General features: G+C 61.4%; 15 protein-coding genes. 5 read left to right on the forward strand and 10 right to left on the reverse strand.

The window, feature by feature from the left end; genetic code table 11:
• Nucleotide 1 precedes the first annotated feature (1 nt).
• The 7 genes from KHO53_RS09370 to KHO53_RS09400 all read right to left on the reverse strand — a co-directional run bounded on the left by KHO53_RS09370 (nucleotide 2) and on the right by KHO53_RS09400 (nucleotide 8,296).
• On the reverse strand, nucleotides 2-892 hold the full coding sequence (locus KHO53_RS09370) for an ABC transporter permease subunit (protein ID WP_010221198.1): 891 nt from the start codon (nucleotides 890-892) through the stop codon (nucleotides 2-4).
• Complete coding sequence (locus KHO53_RS09375) at nucleotides 889-1,809, reverse strand: ABC transporter permease subunit (protein WP_010221197.1); 921 nt, start codon at nucleotides 1,807-1,809, stop codon at nucleotides 889-891. Before KHO53_RS09375 ends, KHO53_RS09370 begins: the two co-directional genes overlap by 4 nt.
• Nucleotides 1,806-2,948, reverse strand: a complete 1,143-nt coding sequence (locus tag KHO53_RS09380) for an ABC transporter ATP-binding protein (protein WP_010221196.1) — start codon at nucleotides 2,946-2,948, stop codon at nucleotides 1,806-1,808. The genes KHO53_RS09375 and KHO53_RS09380 overlap by 4 nt, the downstream gene beginning before the upstream one ends.
• Before the next feature lie 59 nt (nucleotides 2,949-3,007).
• The gene (locus KHO53_RS09385) at nucleotides 3,008-4,102 is read right to left on the reverse strand and encodes a polyamine ABC transporter substrate-binding protein (protein WP_010221195.1); all 1,095 of its coding nucleotides are present in this window, start codon (nucleotides 4,100-4,102) and stop codon (nucleotides 3,008-3,010) included.
• Between the two features lie 163 nt (nucleotides 4,103-4,265).
• Entirely contained in the window at nucleotides 4,266-5,363 is a 1,098-nt protein-coding gene (locus KHO53_RS09390; RefSeq protein WP_036994907.1) for a polyamine ABC transporter substrate-binding protein, read from the reverse strand.
• 168 nt (nucleotides 5,364-5,531) lie between these two features.
• Complete coding sequence (locus KHO53_RS09395) at nucleotides 5,532-6,890, reverse strand: aspartate aminotransferase family protein (protein WP_010221193.1); 1,359 nt, start codon at nucleotides 6,888-6,890, stop codon at nucleotides 5,532-5,534.
• A 47-nt stretch (nucleotides 6,891-6,937) separates the two neighbouring features.
• Nucleotides 6,938-8,296, reverse strand: a complete 1,359-nt coding sequence (locus KHO53_RS09400; RefSeq protein ID WP_010221192.1) for a glutamine synthetase family protein — start codon at nucleotides 8,294-8,296, stop codon at nucleotides 6,938-6,940.
• A 605-nt stretch (nucleotides 8,297-8,901) separates the two neighbouring features.
• Between KHO53_RS09400 and KHO53_RS09405 the strand changes: the two genes are divergently transcribed.
• Nucleotides 8,902-10,278 (forward strand): glutamine synthetase family protein, encoded by a 1,377-nt coding sequence (locus tag KHO53_RS09405; RefSeq protein WP_010221191.1) that lies wholly within the window; start codon nucleotides 8,902-8,904, stop codon nucleotides 10,276-10,278.
• A 157-nt stretch (nucleotides 10,279-10,435) separates the two neighbouring features.
• Here KHO53_RS09405 and argA read toward each other — a convergent pair whose 3' ends face one another.
• Both argA and argE read right to left on the reverse strand, forming a co-directional pair.
• Complete coding sequence (gene argA, locus KHO53_RS09410; RefSeq protein WP_036994906.1) at nucleotides 10,436-11,734, reverse strand: amino-acid N-acetyltransferase; 1,299 nt, start codon at nucleotides 11,732-11,734, stop codon at nucleotides 10,436-10,438.
• Between the two features lie 115 nt (nucleotides 11,735-11,849).
• Nucleotides 11,850-13,007 (reverse strand): acetylornithine deacetylase, encoded by a 1,158-nt coding sequence (gene argE / locus KHO53_RS09415; protein WP_010221188.1) that lies wholly within the window; start codon nucleotides 13,005-13,007, stop codon nucleotides 11,850-11,852.
• A gap of 126 nt (nucleotides 13,008-13,133) precedes the next feature.
• On the opposite strand from argE, the gene KHO53_RS09420 reads away from it, so the two are divergent.
• Nucleotides 13,134-14,501 (forward strand): CYTH domain-containing protein, encoded by a 1,368-nt coding sequence (locus tag KHO53_RS09420; protein ID WP_010221187.1) that lies wholly within the window; start codon nucleotides 13,134-13,136, stop codon nucleotides 14,499-14,501.
• Nucleotides 14,502-14,504: 3 nt separating this feature from the next.
• Here the strand turns inward: KHO53_RS09420 and KHO53_RS09425 are convergent, their stop codons facing one another.
• Nucleotides 14,505-14,975, reverse strand: a complete 471-nt coding sequence (locus KHO53_RS09425; RefSeq protein WP_010221186.1) for an Lrp/AsnC family transcriptional regulator — start codon at nucleotides 14,973-14,975, stop codon at nucleotides 14,505-14,507.
• A 125-nt stretch (nucleotides 14,976-15,100) separates the two neighbouring features.
• Here KHO53_RS09425 and KHO53_RS09430 point away from each other — a divergent pair, with 125 nt between their 5' ends.
• The 3 genes from KHO53_RS09430 to KHO53_RS09440 all read left to right on the forward strand — a co-directional run bounded on the left by KHO53_RS09430 (nucleotide 15,101) and on the right by KHO53_RS09440 (nucleotide 17,607).
• Nucleotides 15,101-15,421, forward strand: coding sequence for an ACT-like domain-containing protein (locus KHO53_RS09430; protein ID WP_051636746.1), 321 nt, complete (start codon nucleotides 15,101-15,103; stop codon nucleotides 15,419-15,421).
• 81 nt (nucleotides 15,422-15,502) lie between these two features.
• Nucleotides 15,503-17,200: a GspE/PulE family protein gene (locus tag KHO53_RS09435; protein ID WP_213570241.1), complete on the forward strand. Its 1,698-nt coding sequence runs from the start codon at nucleotides 15,503-15,505 to the stop codon at nucleotides 17,198-17,200.
• 89 nt (nucleotides 17,201-17,289) lie between these two features.
• Nucleotides 17,290-17,607, forward strand: a complete 318-nt coding sequence (locus KHO53_RS09440) for a DUF2388 domain-containing protein (protein ID WP_036994901.1) — start codon at nucleotides 17,290-17,292, stop codon at nucleotides 17,605-17,607.
• Nucleotides 17,608-17,646 lie beyond the last annotated feature (39 nt).

Consider the following 17,646-nt stretch of genomic DNA (forward strand, 5'->3'; position numbering starts at 1 on the left):
ATCACGCCGAAACCGGCGCCGGCGCGCGACGCACGTCCGGTTGTTTCCACGAGTCGGCAGCGCTTTCTTCGATCGCCTGCTGGATCGCCCGACGGCGACGCTCTTCGGCCTGGCGGCTGAAGTACCAGACCATGAAAGTCACCAACGACACGCTGAGCAGGATCAGGCTGGCCACCGCGTTGATTTCCGGCTTCACGCCCAGACGCACGGCAGAGAAGACTTCCATCGGCAAAGTGGTCGAACCCGGGCCCGAGACGAAGCTGGCCAGTACCAGGTCATCCAGCGACAGGGCAAAGGACATCATCCCGCCGGCTGCCAGCGACGGTGCAATCATCGGGATGGTGATCAGGAAGAATACCTTCCACGGCCGCGCACCGAGGTCCATCGCCGCTTCTTCGATCGACAGGTCCAGCTCACGCAGGCGCGCCGACACCACCACCGCCACATAGGCTGCGCAGAAGGTGGTGTGGGCGATCCAGATGGTGACGATGCCACGCTCCTGCGGCCAGCCGATCATCTGCGCCATGGCCACGAACAGCAGCAACAGCGACAGACCGGTGATCACCTCGGGCATTACCAACGGTGCGGTAACCAGGCCACCGAACAGGGTACGGCCCTTGAAGCGGGTCACCCGGGTCAGCACGAAGGCCGCCAGGGTGCCCAGCGCCACGGCGGCGATCGCGGTGTAGCAGGCGATCTCCAGCGAGCGCATCACCGAACCCATCAGCTGGGTGTTGTCGAGCAGGCCGACGTACCACTTCACCGACCAGCCGCCCCATACCGTCACCAGCTTGGAGGCGTTGAACGAGTAGATCACCAGGATCAGCATCGGCAGGTAGATGAACAGCAGGCCCAGGACCAACATCAATTTGGAGAAACTGAAACGCTTCATGCCCTGCCCTCCATCTCTTTGGCCTGACTACGGTTGAAGAGCAGGATCGGTACGATCAGGATCGCCAGCATCACTACCGCCAGGGCAGAGGCCACCGGCCAGTCACGGTTGTTGAAGAACTCTTGCCAGAGCACTTTACCGATCATCAAGGTTTCCGGGCCGCCGAGCAGCTCAGGAATGACGAACTCACCCACCACCGGAATGAACACCAGCATACAGCCGGCGATGATGCCGTTCTTCGACAGCGGCACGGTGATCTTCCAGAAGCTGTTGAAGGTGCTCGAACCCAGGTCCGACGCGGCCTCAAGCAGGCTCTGGTCATGCTTCACCAGGTTGGCGTAGAGCGGCAGGATCATGAACGGCAGGTACGAATAGACCACGCCGATATACACCGCGAGGTTGGTGTTGAGGATCTGCAACGGCTGATCGATCCACCCCAGCCACAGCAAGAAGGCGTTGAGCAGGCCGTTGTTGCTGAGGATGCCCATCCAGGCATAGACGCGGATCAGGATCGCCGTCCAGGTCGGCATCATGATCAGCAGCAACAGGACCGTCTGGGCTTCCTTGCGCGCGTTGGCGATGGCATAGGCCATCGGATAGCCGATCAGCAGGCACAACAGCGTGCTGAAGAAGGCCATCTTCAACGACCCCAGGTACGCCGAGATGTAGAGTTCGTCTTCGGTCAACAGGCCATAGTTGGCCAGGTTGAGCACCACTTGCACCTTGTCTTCGACGTAGCTGTAGATCTCGGTATACGGCGGGATCGCCACGTCGGCTTCAGCGAAACTGATCTTCAGGACGATGAAGAACGGCAGCATGAAGAACAGGAACAGCCAGATGAACGGCACGCCGATCACCAGATGGCGTCCCTCGGGCTTTATTCGGTTGACGGCTCGCTTGAGCTTGCGCGCATTCATGACCGCAGTACCACGCCGCTGTCATCCTCCCACCAGACGTAGACCTGGTCGTCCCAGGTCGGTCGGGTGCCCTGGCGCTCGGCGTTGGCGACGAACGACTGGACGATCTTGCCGCCAGGCAGCTCGACGTAGAACACCGAATGGCCGCCCAGGTAGGCAATGTCGTGCACCTTGCCGCGCGACCAGTTGTGCTCGCAGGTCGGCTGCGCGGTGGTCACCAGCAGTTTTTCCGGACGCAGGGCGTAGGTGATGCGCTTGTCTTCCACCGAGGTGGTAACCCCGTGGCCAACGTAGATGTGGCGCTCAAGCTCGGGGCTGGCGATCACCGCGTGGCCTTCGGCGTCGTCGACCACTTCGCCTTCGAACAGGTTGACGTTACCGATGAACTCGCAGACCAGGCGGCTGGTCGGGGTTTCATAGATGTCGATCGGGCTGCCGATCTGGGCGATCCAGCCCAGGTGCATGATGGCGATGCGCTGGGCCATGGTCATGGCCTCTTCCTGGTCGTGGGTCACCATCACGCAGGTCACACCGACCCGTTCGATGATCTCCACCAGCTCCAGTTGCATCTGCGAACGCAGCTTCTTGTCCAGTGCCCCCATCGGCTCATCGAGCAGCAGCAACTTGGGCCGCTTGGCCAGCGAACGGGCCAGGGCCACACGCTGACGCTGGCCACCGGAGAGCTGGTGCGGCTTGCGCTTGGCGTACTGGGTCATGTGCACCAGCTTGAGCATCTCGGCCACGCGGGCGTCGATCTCGGACTTGGGCATACGGTCCTGCTGCAGGCCGAAGGCGATGTTCTGGGCCACGGTCATGTGCGGAAACAGCGCGTACGACTGGAACATCATGTTGATCGGCCGCTCGTAGGGCGGCATATCGGTAATGTCTACGCCATCGAGGAAAATACGCCCCTCGGTTGGTCGTTCGAAGCCGGCGAGCATGCGCAGCAAGGTCGACTTACCCGAACCCGAGCCACCGAGCAGGGCGAAAATTTCGCCCTTCTTGATTTCCAGGGACACATCGTCCACGGCGACCGTTTCGTCGAACTTTTTCGTGACCCGGTCGATTTTGACCAGCACCTGTTTAGGTTGCTGGTCGCCCTCGAGGGCTTTCTTATAGGCACCGGAGGCAACTGCCATTTGTGAAACTCCCAACAAGATTTTTTGCGCCCGCCCCTGCCGTGACGGACCCTGGATTTTTACTTGCCCGACTTGACCTTGGTCCAGCTACGGGTCATCAACCGTTGCACCTTGGGAGGTAGCTCGGAATTGACGTACAACTTGTCCAGCACTTCTTGCGGTGGGTAAACCGCTGCGTCGGTTCGCACGTTCTGGTCCATCAGATCGCCAGCCTTGGGGTTCGGGTTGGCATAACCGACGTAATCACTGACCTGGGCAATAACCTCAGGCTGCAGCAAATAGTTGATGAAGGCGTGGGCCTCTTTGACATTCTTGGAATCCTTGGGGATCGCCAGCATGTCGAACCAGAGGTTGCCGCCTTCCTTGGGAATCGCATAGGCCAGCTTGACGCCCTTGCCGGCTTCTTCGGCGCGGGACTTGGCCTGGAACACATCGCCGGAGAAACCGGCAGCCACGCAGATGTCGCCGTTGGCCAGGTCCGAGATGTATTTGGATGAATGGAAGTAGGTCACGTACGGGCGCACGGCCAAGAGTTTCTTCTCGGCGTCGGCATAATCCTTGGGGTTGGTGCTGTTGGGGTCACGCCCCATGTAGTTGAGTACTGCCGGGAGCATCTCGTCGGCCGAGTCGAGGAAGGCGACCCCGCACGTGGAGAGTTTTTTGATGTTTTGTGGCTCGAACAGCATGGCCCAGGAATCGATCTTGTCGGTACCCAGCGCCGCCTTGACCTTCTCGACGTTGTAGCCGATGCCATTGGTGCCCCACAGGTAGGGGACGGCGTACTGGTTGCCTGGATCGTTTTTTTCCAGGCGCTTCATCAGCGCCGGGTCAAGGTTCGCGTAATTGGGCAGCAGCGCCTTGTCGAGCTTCTGGAACGCGCCCGCCTTGATCTGCTTGCCGAGAAAATGGTTGGACGGCACGACCACGTCATAGCCGGTACGACCGGCCAGCAGCTTGCCTTCCAGGGTTTCGTTGGAATCGAAGACATCCTGCACCGGCTTGATGCCAGTGGCTTTTTCGAAGTCCGCGAGGGTGGTCTGACCAATGTAGTCCGACCAGTTATAAATGTGCACCGTGGGCGCCGCTTGGACGCTGATCGCCAGCGTCAGACCCGCTCCAGCCAGCATGGCCTTGCGAAATACAGAAATAGACAAGTGGGAGGTCCTCACAAATGTGCCCGTGGCAAACGACAGGAATACCTGCCGGATAACCAAACCGGCGCGCAACTTACCTTCGATGCACTCATGCCGCAAAAAAAATTTGTGCTTTCATGCTCCCTGGGCGGGATTTACACCGCGCCCAGGGAGGCAACCAGGTTTACTTGCCCGATTTGATCTTGGTCCAGCTGCGAGTGATTTCGCGCTGGGCTTTGGCACCCGGGTCAGCAATGGCGTACAGCTGCTTCTTCACATCAGCCGGCGGGTAGATGCTTGGATCGCTGGTGATGTCCTTGTCCACCAGGGGAGTCGCCGCCTTGTTGCCGTTCGGGAAACGCACGGCGTTGGTGATCTCGGCCATGACTTCCGGTTGCATCAGGAAGTCCATGAACTTGTAGGCAGCGTCGACGTTGACCGCATCTTTGGGGATGGCGACCATGTCGTAGAAGGTACCGGCGCCTTCTTTCGGAATGATGTAGTCCAGCTTGACCTTGTCACCGGCCTCGTGGGCACGGGCCTTGGACTGCTCCAGGTCCCCCGAGTAACCCACGGCCACGCAGATGTTGCCGTTGGCAAGGTCCGAGATGTACTTGGAGGAGTGGAAGTAGCCGACCGACGGACGGATCTTCAGGAACAGGTCTTCGGCGGCTTTGAGGTCTTCCTTGCTGGTGCTGTTGGTCGGCTTGCCCAGGTAGTGCAGCGCCGCCGGGATCATTTCGGTCGGAGCGTCGAGGAAGCTCACACCGCAGCTCTTGAGCTTGGCGATATTCTCCGGCTTGAACACCACGTCCCAGGAATCGATCTTGTCGATACCCAGCGCGGCCTTGACCTTCTCCGGGTTGTAGCCGATGCCGATGGAGCCCCACATGTACGGGAACGCATGTTTGTTGCCCGGGTCGCTGGCATCACCAACGGCCTTGAGCAGGTCTTCGTCGAGGTTCTTCCAGTTCGGCAGCTTGGACTTGTCCAGCTCCTGATAGACACCGGCCTTGATCTGCTTGGCCAGGAAGTTGTTCGACGGCACTACCACGTCGTAGCCGGACTTGCCTGCCAGCAACTTGGCCTCGAGGGTCTCGTTGCTGTCGAAGACATCGTAAACGACCTTGATACCGGTCTGTTTTTCGAACTTGGCGACAGTGTCCGGTGCGATGTAGTCGGACCAGTTATAGACGTGCAGTACTTTGTCATCCGCGTGAACAGCACTGGCCATGGCGCCCATCAGGGACATAGCCAGCAACGTCTTGCCCAATTTCTTCATGCGTAATGCTCCAGAATTTTTATTTAGCCATCTGTTCAGCGGCCGGCTTATTCGGCGCAAGCTCCGAGCGACTGAAACAGTCGTTAGTCTGGCAAGTTACAAGGCGCTCTTTCAAGGAAAGAGGCGCCTTGAAACTCATTGATGCCATTACGCTAGCCTAGCACTTGGCTAGTTCAGCGCTTCGAGCGTCAGGTCCAGGCATTTGCGCGCCTTTTCCACCAGCTCGTCGATCTCTGCATGACTGATCACCAGCGGTGGCGCGATGATCATGGTGTCGCCCACAGCGCGCATGATCAGCCCGTTGTCGAAGCAGAACTGTCGGCAGATCATGCCCACACCCCGGCCTTCGTAACGCGCACGGGTGGCCTTGTCCTTGACCAGCTCGATGGCACCGAGCATGCCCAGGCCACGCACTTCGCCCACCAGCGGGTGATCGCTGAGCTCACGCAGACGCTTTTGCAAATACGGTGCCGTTTCTTCCTGAACCCGCTCGATGATCTTCTCGTCGCGCAGGATCCGCAGGTTTTCCAGGCCCACCGCCGCCGCCACCGGGTGGCCGGAGTAGGTGAAGCCGTGATTGAAGTCGCCGCCTTCGCTGAGCACCTTGGCCACTTCGTCACGCACGATCACACCGCCCATGGGGATGTAACCGGAGGTAAGACCCTTGGCGATGGTCATCAGGTCGGGCTTGAGGTCGTAGTAATCGGAACCGAACCACTCGCCGGTGCGACCAAAGCCACAGATCACTTCGTCGGCAATGAACAGGATCTCGTACTTGGCGAGGATTTCCTTGATCTTCGGCCAGTAGGTGTCTGGCGGAATGATCACCCCGCCGGCACCCTGAATCGGCTCGGCGATAAAGGCGGCGACGTTGTCTTCGCCGACTTCGAGGATTTTCTTTTCCAGCTGCTCGGCGGCCCATACGCCGAATTCGTCCGGGGTCATGTCACCGCCTTCGCCGAACCAGTACGGCTGCGGGATATGCACGATGCCCGGCAGCGTCCCGGCCTGCGCATGCATGCCGCTCATGCCACCCAGGGCGGCACCGGCCACGGTGGAACCGTGATAACCGTTGATGCGGCCAATGATCACCTGTTTCTGCGGCTTGCCCTTGAGCGCCCAGTAGTGACGGACCATGCGCAAGTTGGTGTCGTTGCCTTCAGAACCGGAGCCGGTGAAGAACACATGGGTCATGCCCTTGGGCGCGACGTCGCAGACGGCTTTGGCCAGCTCCAGTGCCGGTGGGTGGGCAGTCTGGAAGAACAGGTTGTAGTACGGCAGCTCGCGCATTTGCTTGGCGGCCACTTCAACCAGCTCTTCACGGCCGTAACCGACCGCCACACACCACAGGCCCGCCATGCCATCGAGGATCTTGTTGCCCTCGCTGTCCCACAGGTGCACGCCCTCGGCTTTGGTGATGATCCGCGGCCCCTTCTCTTTCAGCTGTTTATAGTCACTGAAAGGCGCCAGGTGATGCTCACTGCTAAGGGTTTGCCACTCACGGGTTTGCGGGTTGTTGACGCTCATGTGCTTCTCCGTTTGTTGACGGCCGCGGTCCTGCGGCTCCGGGTTGATCAGACCGCAAACAGCAGGAACTCACGTTCCCAGGAGCTGATTACGCGTTTGAAGTTTTCATGCTCGGCGCGCTTGGTGGCGACGTAGCCGGCAATGAATTTCTTGCCCAGGTAAGGTTCCAGCGCCTGGCAGTTCTCCATGCGCTCCAGGGCGTCCTCGATGGTCAGCGGCAGGCGCAGGTTGCGCCGCTCATAGCCACGCCCCTGCACCGGCGCACTTGGCTTGATGCCTTCGACCATGCCGATGAAGCCGCACAGCAGGCTGGCGGCGATCGCCAGGTACGGGTTGGCGTCGGCGCCTGGCAGGCGGTTTTCGACCCGGCGATTCTGCGGCCCGGCATCCGGTACGCGCAGGCCCACGGTACGGTTCTCTTCGCCCCACTCGACGTTCACGGGTGCCGAGGTGTCGGGCAGGAAGCGGCGGAACGAGTTGACGTTCGGTGCGAACAGCGGCAACACCACCGGAATGAACTTCTGCAGGCCGCCGACGTGGTTGAGGAACAGCTCGCTCATGCTCCCGTCTTCGTCCGAGAAGATGTTCTTGCCGGTACGCACGTCGATGATGCTCTGGTGCAGGTGCATGGCGCTGCCCGGTTCGCCGGTCATCGGCTTGGCCATGAAGGTGGCAGCGACGTTGTGCTTGAGCGCAGCCTCGCGCATGGTGCGCTTGAACACCAGGATCTGGTCGGCCAGCGACAGGGCGTTGCCGTGACGGAAGTTGATCTCCATCTGCGCCGTGCCGTCTTCGTGGATCAGCGTGTCGAGATCAAGGTTCTGCAGCTCGCACCAGTCGTAGACGTCCTCGAACAGCGGGTCGAATTCGTTGGCGGCTTCAATAGAGAACGACTGCCGGCCGGTTTCCGGGCGCCCGGAGCGGCCGATTGGCGGCTGCAGGGGGAAGTCCGGGTCTTCGCAGCGTTTGGTCAGGTAGAACTCCATCTCTGGCGCCACGATCGGCTGCCAGCCCTTGTCGGCATAGAGCTTCAATACCTTCTTGAGCACGTTGCGTGGCGACAGCTCGACCGGGTTGCCCTGCTTGTCGTAGGTGTCGTGGATCACCTGGGCGGTCGGCTCGATGGCCCAAGGTACGAGAAACACCGCGTTCTCGTCGGGGCGGCAGATCATGTCGATGTCAGCCGGGTCGAGCAGTTCGTAATAGATGTCGTCATCGACATAGTCGCCGGTCACGGTCTGCAGCAGCACGCTCTCGGGCAGGCGCATGCCTTTTTCGGCAATGAACTTGTTGGTCGGCGAGATCTTGCCACGGGTGATACCGGTGAGGTCGCTGATCAGACACTCGACTTCGGTGATCTTGTGTTCTTTCAACCAATCGGTGAGCTGGTCGAGGTTGCTACTCATAAATACCTCAGGAGGTAAATGTCTGGACAGACGTCAGGACGATACCCGGAGTGGGCCGTCCCAGACATTCTGGATGCCCTACGGGGCTAAAGCAAAAGTCAGACGCAGGGTGGCCGCGACGGGCAGTTCCCGCAAGACTGACGAGCCCGCTATAGTGATGGCAGAGGTAATTCGAAGCAGCGTCGGCAGCAGGCAGGACGCCCGGGCCGTCAATTATTTCAGCCGGGGCGCAAGGTGCTGGCGCATGGCGCAAGCCACCCGCGAGGAACGCGTGCAAACCGTTCTGTGAACGGCGGGCGATGATGCCGGTTGTCGGCAGGCGTGACATGTAACCCCCGGTATTATTGGTGTTATGGGTTGCCACCGAGCTTAGCCTTGTTCATTTTTTTACACAACACCCCCGTAAAAAATAGAACACGGCCCGCTCAAGATCGCCGTTACCGTACGAAAGCAGCCCTTGTCGGCGCCCCCAATTGCAGCAAAAATGCCGCTTGAGGGCCATTTTAGGGCATCATGGGGTTGGCTTGACTTCAGCAAGGCTTTCCGATTGACTGAACCTGCAAGCCCCCATTGATTGATATTTTTAACAACAAAGGTGTTGCATCATGTCGGTACCCCCGCGTGCCGTTCAGCTTAACGAAGCGAACGCGTTCCTTAAGGAACATCCTGAGGTTCTCTACGTTGACCTTCTGATTGCAGATATGAATGGTGTGGTGCGCGGCAAGCGCATCGAGCGCACCAGCCTCCACAAGGTTTACGAGAAAGGCATCAATCTGCCGGCCTCCCTTTTCGCCCTGGATATCAACGGTTCGACCGTCGAAAGCACCGGCCTTGGCCTGGACATCGGCGATGCCGACCGCATCTGCTATCCAATCCCCGATACCCTGTCCAACGAGCCCTGGCAGAAGCGCCCGACCGCGCAACTGCTGATGACCATGCACGAGCTCGAAGGCCAACCGTTCTTCGCTGACCCGCGGGAAGTCCTGCGCCAGGTCGTGAGCAAGTTCGACGAGCTGGGCCTGACCATCTGCGCCGCGTTCGAGCTTGAGTTCTACCTGATCGACCAGGAGAACGTGAACGGCCGTCCGCAACCGCCGCGCTCGCCGATTTCCGGCAAACGCCCGATCTCGACCCAGGTGTACCTGATCGACGACCTCGACGAGTACGTTGATTGCCTGCAGGACATCCTCGAAGGCGCCAAGGAACAAGGCATTCCTGCCGACGCCATCGTCAAGGAAAGCGCCCCGGCGCAGTTCGAAGTCAACCTGCACCACGTTGCCGACCCGATGAAGGCCTGCGACTACGCGGTACTGCTCAAGCGCCTGATCAAAAACATCGCCTACGACCATGAGATGGATACCACCTTCATGGCCAAGCCCTATCCGGGCCAGGCGGGTAATGGTCTGCATGTCCATATCTCGGTGCTGGACAAAGATGGCAAGAACATCTTCACCAGCGAGGATCCCGAGCAGAACGCCGCACTGCGTCACGCGATCGGCGGTGTGCTCGAGACCCTACCGGCGTCGATGGCGTTCCTCTGCCCGAACGTCAACTCGTACCGCCGTTTCGGTGCCCAGTTCTACGTGCCGAATTCGCCAAGCTGGGGCCTGGACAACCGTACCGTGGCCCTGCGCGTGCCAACCGGCACGCCGGACGCCGTGCGCATCGAACACCGCGTAGCCGGTGCCGACGCCAACCCGTACCTGCTGATGGCCGCCGTGCTGGCCGGTGTTCACCATGGCCTGACCAACAAGGTCGACCCGGGCGAGCCGACCGAAGGCAACTCCTACGAGCAGAACGAGCAAAGCCTGCCGAACAACCTGCGTGATGCACTGCGCGAGCTGGACGACAGCGAGATCCTGGCCAAGTACATCGACCCGAAATACATCGATATCTTCGTGGCCTGTAAAGAGAGCGAGCTGGAGGAGTTCGAACACTCCATCTCCGACCTTGAGTACAACTGGTATCTGCATACCGTGTAACAGCGGTTGGATGCTGGAATGAAAAACGCCGTCGGCCCCTGAGTCGACGGCGTTTTTTATGGCCTCATCGCTGGCAAGCCAGCTCCCACAAGTGCTGTGTACACCGGACCTGTGGGAGCTGGCTTGCCAGCGATGGGCCGTAAGGCAGCCCCAAAGGCTACAGCGCTTTTTCGAAGATCTTCGAGTTACGCTGATAGTTGTACAGCGAGGCCCGCGCCGCCGGCAGCCGCTCGACCCCGCTGGGCACAAAGCCGCGCTCGCGGAACCAGTGTGCCGTCCGGGTCGTCAGCACGAACAGGGTGTTGAGCCCCATCTCCCGCGCCCGCGTCTCGATCCGTTCCAGCAACTCATCACCACGCCCACCATGGCGATACTCAGGGTTCACCGCCAGGCACGCCAGTTCGCCCGCCTCAGAATCGGCAATCGGGTACAGTGCCGCACAGGCGATGATCATGCCTTCGCGCTCGACCACGCTGAACTGCTCGATCTCGCGCTCCAGCACCTCGCGCGAGCGACGCACGAGGATGCCTTGCTCTTCGAGCGGGCTGATCAGCTCGAGCAAGCCACCGACATCCTCGATCGCCGCCTCACGCACCTTTTCAAACTGCTCCTGAGCCACCAGGGTGCCGCCGCCATCACGGGTGAACAACTCGGTGAGCAAGGCACCGTCTTCGCCATAGCTGACGATATGGCTGCGCGCCACACCACCACGGCAGGCTTCGGCGGCGGCATCGAGCAACTCGCCCTGGTAATCGCTGCCCAACCGCTGCAGGTGCGCCGGCACCTGTTGTGGACGCAGCTCACGCACCAGCCGGCCCTGTTCATCAAGCAGGCCGCGCTCGGCGCCGAACAGCAGCAGTTTGTCGGCGCCCAGTTCGATGGCGGCGCGGGTGGCGACGTCTTCACAGGCCAGGTTGAAGATTTCGCCGGTAGGCGAGTAACCCAACGGCGAGAGCAGGACGATGGAGCGCTCGTCGAGCAGGCGGTTGATGCCCTTGCGGTCGACCCGGCGCACTTCGCCGGTGTGATGGTAATCAACACCTTCGACCACGCCGATCGGCCGTGCGGTGACCAGGTTGCCAGCGGCCACGCGCAGGCGCGAACCCTGCATCGGCGAGGCGGCCATGTCCATCGACAGGCGCGCCTCGATGGCGATGCGCAGGTGGCCGACGGCATCGATCACGCATTCCAGGGTGGCGGCATCGGTGATGCGCATGCCGCGGTGGTAGTGCGGGGTCAGGCCACGGGAGGCCAGGCGGCTTTCGATCTGCGGACGCGAACCATGGACCAGCACCAGGCGCACGCCAAGGCTGTGCAACAGCACCAGGTCGTGGACGATATTGCCGAAGTTGGGGTGCTCGACCCCGTCACCGGGGAGCATGACCACGAACGTGCAGTCGCGGTGGGCGTTGATGTAAGGCGAAGCGTGACGCAGCCAATTGACGTATTCGGGCATAACCGGAGAGCCTGTAGAAAATAGGGACAAGAACGGGAAAGCACACAGCGCTCGAAGGGTTATCGTCGGAACAGGCTTGGCGTCACGCGCAATCTCCTCTGCAAAACGGTTCAACTCAGCGGGCAATTACCGGGCTGAGGCAATAATGTTCGATCAACTCACGCAATAGACGCACAGTAGGCTGCAAGCGTGACATTTCAAGGTATTCACCCGGCTGGTGGGCACAGGCGATGTCACCGGGGCCGAGCACCAGGGTCTCGCAACCCAGGCGCTGAAGATAAGGCGCTTCGGTGCCAAAGGCTACCGCTTCGGCGCGATGACCGGTAAGACGTTCGGCTACCCGTACCAGTTCCGCATCGGCGGCCTGCTCGAACGGCGGCACTTCGGGGAACAGCGGCGCATAGTCGATGCGCACCTGGTGCTGCTCGGCCAGTGGCGCCAGTTTTTGCCGAATGGCACTGCGCAGCACCTCCGGGTCCATACCCGGCAGCGGGCGCAGGTCGAATTCCAGGGCGCACTGGCCACAGATACGGTTGGGGTTGTCGCCGCCATGAATACAGCCGAAGTTCATCGTCGGTTGCGGCACGCTGAACTGGGCGTTGTTGAATGCCTTCTGCCATTGCCGGCGCAGGTTCATCAGCTCGCTCATGACCTGGTGCATGGCCTCCAGGGCGCTATGGCCCAGGCTCGGGTCGGACGAGTGGCCACTGCGCCCGAGAATGTCGATGCGCTCCATCATCACCCCTTTGTGCAGGCGGATCGGCTTGAGCCCGGTCGGCTCACCGATCACGGCCGCACGGCCCAGGGGCCGCCCGGCCTCGGCCAGGGCACGGGCGCCGGCCATCGAGCTTTCTTCGTCGCAGGTGGCGAGAATCAGCAGCGGTTGCTTGAAGTCATGGGCAAGCAATGGCTGCACGGCTTCGATGACCAGGGCAAAAAAGCCCTTCATGTCGCAACTGCCCAAGCCTACCCAGCGGCCGTCGACCTCGGTCAGCTTGAGCGGGTCGGTCTGCCACAGCTCGGGGTCGTACGGCACCGTGTCGCTGTGCCCGGCCAGCACCAGGCCGCCCGGGCCGCTGCCATAGCTTGCCAGCAGGTTGAACTTGCCCGGGTTCACCTGCTGAATGTCGCAGGCAAAACCCAGGTCCCCCAGCCAGCCGGCCAGCAGGTCGATCACCGCGCGGTTGGACTGATCCAGAGCAGGCTGGGTACAACTGACCGACGGCGCGGCGATCAGGGCGGCGAACTGCTCTTTGAGCGATGGCAATGGCATGCGCTTTCTCCTTGGGCGAAGCTCATCATAGGGCCATCCGGCACCGGGAATAAACCGCCGTGAGCCGACTCCTGTACACTGCACCCCCAAGACGCTCCCTGTCATTCGAGCCTGGATTACCCAGCAATGCATAAAGAAACCGAAATCAAACTGCGGGTCAGCCGCGAGACCCTCGCCGCCCTGCGTGAACACCCATTGCTGAACAAGCGCAACAAGTCCGGGTGGCAAAGCCGCGAACTGCTCAACCAGTACTTCGATACCCCGGAGCGCGACCTGGCCGCCGCCAAGGTCGCCCTGCGCCTGCGCCGCGACGGCGATGTGGTCATCCAGACCCTCAAGACCCGCGGCCAGAGCGTCGCCGGCCTGTCCCAGCGCAACGAGTTCGAATGGCAGTTGCCCAAGGCCAAGCTCGACCTGAAAAAACTCGACGCCGAGTGCTGGCCGGAGCAACTGGCCGATGTCGACAAAAAGACCATCAAGGCGCTGTTCACCACTGACTTCACCCGTGAATACGCAGAAATCGCCTGGGGCCGCGGCAAGGCCAAGGTGGTGATCGAGGCCGCACTGGACCTCGGCACCGTGGTTGCCGGCAAGCACAAGGAAGAAATCTGCGAGCTGGAGCTCGAGTTGCGCGAAGGCGCCCCCGAAGCCCTGCTGGAGCTGGCCGCCGAGCTGTCGGCCAAGTTGCCGCTGATGCCGTGTGACATCAGCAAGGCCGAGCGCGGTTATCGCCTGCTCGACGCCGGCAGCTACGCCCTGAGCCTGCCGGCCGCCGAACTGAACGCCCAGATGTCCCTCGACGACGCCTTCGCCGCACTGGCCTGGCAGTTGCTCGGCAGCAGCCAGCGCCTGGCCGAACAGTACCGTTTCAACGGCCACTGGCGCCTGCTGCAGGACTGGGTCGACAACCTCTGGGAACTGCGCGCCCTGGCCAGCAGCCTCGGCCAGGCCGGCCCACGCGCCAGCACCCGCGAGCTGCGCAACAGCCTCGACGCCCTGCTCGAAGACTGGCGCCCGCTGGTATTGGCCGGTATTGACGATGAAGACGTACGCCGTGCCGCACCCGAGCAATTCGCCGAAGAGTTGCTGGATACCCGCTGGGGCCAGTTCTCCCTGGAGACCTCGCGCTGGCTGCTGGCCCGCGCCTGGACCGTCGAGCGCAACAAGCGCGGCGACCGCCAGGGCGCCGCACAACTGGCCAACTGGCTGAACGTGCTGCTGGCCGAAGAAGCCAAGGCCCTGAACCTGCCGCTGTACCATCGCCAGCCGGAAGACCTGGCCGAGCAGCTGCCGCGCATCGAACGCCTGCTGGCATGGCTGCACCACGCCCGCCAGGTGCTGGAGAGCCCGGATCTGGACCGCCTGTTCGGCGAGCTGAACAAGCTGCACGAACTGGCCAACCTGCCAATCAGCGACGAAGTGCTCGAAGCCCGCGTCCACCAGGCCATGGCCGTGTTCCAGAGCCGTGGCTGGAAGCACCTGCTGCGCAAGTAAGGCTCAAGGCAGTACCGGCAGACTCGTCGTGGACTTGATTTCGGACAAGGCCACGGTCGAGTTGACCTCCTGGATCCCCGGCACCATCGACAGCTTTTCGAAGAAGAACCGTTCGTAGGCTTCGATGTCCGGGGTGACAATACGCAGCAAAAAGTCCACTGCGCCCATCAGTACATAACACTCCAGCACTTCCGGAAAGCCGCGGATCGCCTCGGTGAACTCGGTGAAGTTGGAGCGCCCGTGGGCGTTGAGTTTGACCTCGGCGAAAATCTGCGTGTTCAAGCCGATCTTCTTGCGATCCAGCAGGGTCACCTGGGCGCGAATCACCCCCTCCTCTTTCAAGCGCTGGATGCGCCGCCAGCAAGGCGATTGCGACAAGCCCACGCGCTCGGCGATCTGCGCACTGGAGAGCGAGGCGTCGTCCTGCAACAAGGCCAGGATGCGCCGGTCATAGGCGTCCAACTCGCTATGCATGATTATTTCTCCAAAATGGATAGCTACGAATTGAATTATTCAATAAGTGGCAATATTGCACGATCATAGAGAAGAAATACCCTGACCTGCATGTAAAAATTTCTCCACTTTCTTCGGAGAATCCCATGAGCGCTCTCGAACGGCTGGACAGCCCCCTCACACCCTTACGCACCGATGTCTGGGCCGCCAGCAACGCGCACAGTGATGTCTGCTACCAACTGCAGGTAGAGGCCGAGCCCGACAGCCTGTGCCGGGTGCTCAACCTGTTTGCCCTGCAGTTCCTGGTGCCGCATCGGCTGAATGTCGAGCAACAGGATGACCTGCTCAGTGTCGAGATCGGCATCAGCGGCCTGAGCTGGCACCGCGCCGAGCTGATTGCACAAAAAATGCGCAACCTGATCTGCGTAACCGAGGTGCAGTTGAGCCAGCCCGGTAAAGCCTGGTAACCCTTGTTCTCGCGAAAGGCTCAGCTCAGCGGCTAACCTTGCTCAGGCCACCACTGTCGGCGGCGCGGCAAGGAAGCCCGCATGACCAACCCCAATGAAGATCGCTGGCTTGACCTCGACACCTTGCTTGCCGAGTTGCTCGCCGAACAACGCATCAGCGCGGTCGATCGCAGCAACTGCACACCGCTGCAGCACGACCAGCACCCGCTCGAATGGATCGCCAGCCAGCAGCTTGCCGACCTGCGCAATCCCGGCCAATGCCTGGACCTGGACGCCTTGTGCCAGTGGCAGGCAAAGCAGGCTGGCCAGCCTTACCTGCGTATCGATCCCCTGGAGACCGACCTTGCCCGGCTCACCGGCCTGATGTCCGCGGCCTTCGCCAGGCGTCACGGCATCCTCGCGGTGGCCGCCGATGCCAGCGGTGTCACCGTGGCCAGCGCGCAGCCCTATGTCCGCGCCTGGGAGGCGGACCTGGCCCAGGCGCTGCAACGGCCGATCAAGCGGGTGCTGGCCAGCCCCGTGCAGATCCGCCAGCTCAGCCAGACGTTCTTCCAGGTCGCCCAATCGGTCAGCGGCGCCAGTCAGCAACAGTCGGTACCGATCGCGGCGGGCAATCTTGAACAATTGCTTGAAGTCGGCAGCCGCGCCAACGAGGTTCAAGCCAACGATGCGCATATCGTCAGCATCGTTGACTGGCTGTTGCAGTACGCCTTCGAACAGCGCGCCAGCGATATCCACCTCGAACCGCGACGTGAACAAGGCCAGTTGCGTTTTCGCATCGACGGCGTGCTGCACCCGGTCTACCAGTTCCCGGCGCCGGTGACCCTGGCGGTGGTCAGCCGCCTGAAAAGCCTGGGGCGCATGAATGTCGCGGAAAAACGCCGCCCCCAGGATGGCCGGATCAAAACCCGCCTGCCCGATGGCGAGGAGGTCGAGCTACGGCTGTCGACCCTGCCCACCACGTTTGGCGAAAAGCTGGTGTTGAGAGTCTTCGACCCGCAGCTGCTGCACCAGAACTTTGCCCAACTGGGCCTCGGCGCAGCCGACCTCAAGCGCTGGCTGGCCATGCTCGGCCAGCGCCACGGCATCATCCTGGTCACCGGGCCCACCGGCTCGGGCAAGACCAGCACCCTTTACGCCAGCCTCAAGCACCTGGCCACCCCGCAGATCAACCTGTGTACCGTCGAAGACCCGATCGAAATGGTTGAACCCGCGTTCAACCAACTACAAGTACAACCGGCCATCAACCTGGACTTTGCCGCCGGTACCCGGGCGCTGCTGCGCCAGGATCCGGATGTCATCATGATCGGCGAGATACGCGACCTGGAAACCGCTGAAGTGGCGATCCAGGCCGCCCTGACCGGGCACCTGGTGCTCTCGACCCTGCACACCAACGATGCCTGCAGCGCTATCACCCGCTTGCTGGAACTGGGCATTGCGCCCTATCTGCTTAAAGCCAGCCTGATCGGGGTCATGGCCCAGCGCCTGGTACGCACCCTGTGTGACCATTGCAAGGCCGCGCCAACAGCGCCGATGCACAGCCATCAAGCGGTGGGCTGTGGTGAATGCCGGCAGACCGGGTATCACGGTCGCAGTGCGATCTTCGAACTGCTGGGCATCAGTGATGCACTCAAAGCTCGAATCGAGCCCGACCTCGATCTGCTCGCCTTGCGCCGACTGGCGCTTGATGAGGGCATGCTCAGCCTCAAGCACAGCGGCGCCGAGAAGGTTGCCGCAGGGCAGACAACCGAGGCCGAAGTGCTTCGCGTCATCGCTTGAAGCAGGTGCCAAACCTTTATCTGGCCAGGGAACTAGATCCACATAAACCCAATCAAAGGCCCCAGTTCACCTCAGTTGGAGTCACCTTAATGCGTTTCAAGTTTGCAGTCGCAACCCTTGCCCTGCTCTCCCTGCCGGTTGGATCTGCCATGGCCGATACCTTCTGGCGCAACGTCATCTCTTCCGGCGCCACCACCGCGTCCTCTTACCTGACCTCCAAGGACCACAAGCTGGTCGTGGCTGCCCAGGATGATGCCGGCAGCTTTGTCGCCAGCGAAGGCGCGATTCGCGGCCCGTACCTGGAAGCGGCGATGCAGAAAGTCCGCGCCGACAACCCGGGCCTGAAAGTCAGTGACATGGAACTGGCCAATGCGATCCTGGCCAAGAACGCGGTAGCCAGCGAGTAAACTGTGGGAGCGGATGAATCCGCTCCCACCTCCTACCAA

The sequence above is a fragment of the Pseudomonas sp. RC2C2 genome (assembly GCF_018390435.1).
GTDB classification, from domain to species: Bacteria; Pseudomonadota; Gammaproteobacteria; order Pseudomonadales; family Pseudomonadaceae; genus Aquipseudomonas; species Aquipseudomonas donghuensis.

Excerpts from the sequence above, each read along its gene's own strand:
- KHO53_RS09370 (WP_010221198.1), bottom strand. The coding sequence starts at position 892 with ATGAAGCGTTTCAGTTTCTCCAAATTGATGTTGGTCCTGGGCCTGCTG.
- KHO53_RS09375 (WP_010221197.1), bottom strand. The coding sequence starts at position 1,809 with ATGAATGCGCGCAAGCTCAAGCGAGCCGTCAACCGAATAAAGCCCGAG.
- KHO53_RS09380 (WP_010221196.1), bottom strand. The coding sequence starts at position 2,948 with ATGGCAGTTGCCTCCGGTGCCTATAAGAAAGCCCTCGAGGGCGACCAG.
- KHO53_RS09390 (WP_036994907.1), bottom strand. The coding sequence starts at position 5,363 with ATGAAGAAATTGGGCAAGACGTTGCTGGCTATGTCCCTGATGGGCGCC.
- KHO53_RS09395 (WP_010221193.1), bottom strand. The coding sequence starts at position 6,890 with ATGAGCGTCAACAACCCGCAAACCCGTGAGTGGCAAACCCTTAGCAGT.
- KHO53_RS09400 (WP_010221192.1), bottom strand. The coding sequence starts at position 8,296 with ATGAGTAGCAACCTCGACCAGCTCACCGATTGGTTGAAAGAACACAAG.
- KHO53_RS09405 (WP_010221191.1), top strand. The coding sequence starts at position 8,902 with ATGTCGGTACCCCCGCGTGCCGTTCAGCTTAACGAAGCGAACGCGTTC.
- argA (WP_036994906.1), bottom strand. The coding sequence starts at position 11,734 with ATGCCCGAATACGTCAATTGGCTGCGTCACGCTTCGCCTTACATCAAC.
- argE (WP_010221188.1), bottom strand. The coding sequence starts at position 13,007 with ATGCCATTGCCATCGCTCAAAGAGCAGTTCGCCGCCCTGATCGCCGCG.
- KHO53_RS09420 (WP_010221187.1), top strand. The coding sequence starts at position 13,134 with ATGCATAAAGAAACCGAAATCAAACTGCGGGTCAGCCGCGAGACCCTC.
- KHO53_RS09425 (WP_010221186.1), bottom strand. The coding sequence starts at position 14,975 with ATGCATAGCGAGTTGGACGCCTATGACCGGCGCATCCTGGCCTTGTTG.
- KHO53_RS09430 (WP_051636746.1), top strand. The coding sequence starts at position 15,101 with ATGAGCGCTCTCGAACGGCTGGACAGCCCCCTCACACCCTTACGCACC.
- KHO53_RS09435 (WP_213570241.1), top strand. The coding sequence starts at position 15,503 with ATGACCAACCCCAATGAAGATCGCTGGCTTGACCTCGACACCTTGCTT.
- KHO53_RS09440 (WP_036994901.1), top strand. The coding sequence starts at position 17,290 with ATGCGTTTCAAGTTTGCAGTCGCAACCCTTGCCCTGCTCTCCCTGCCG.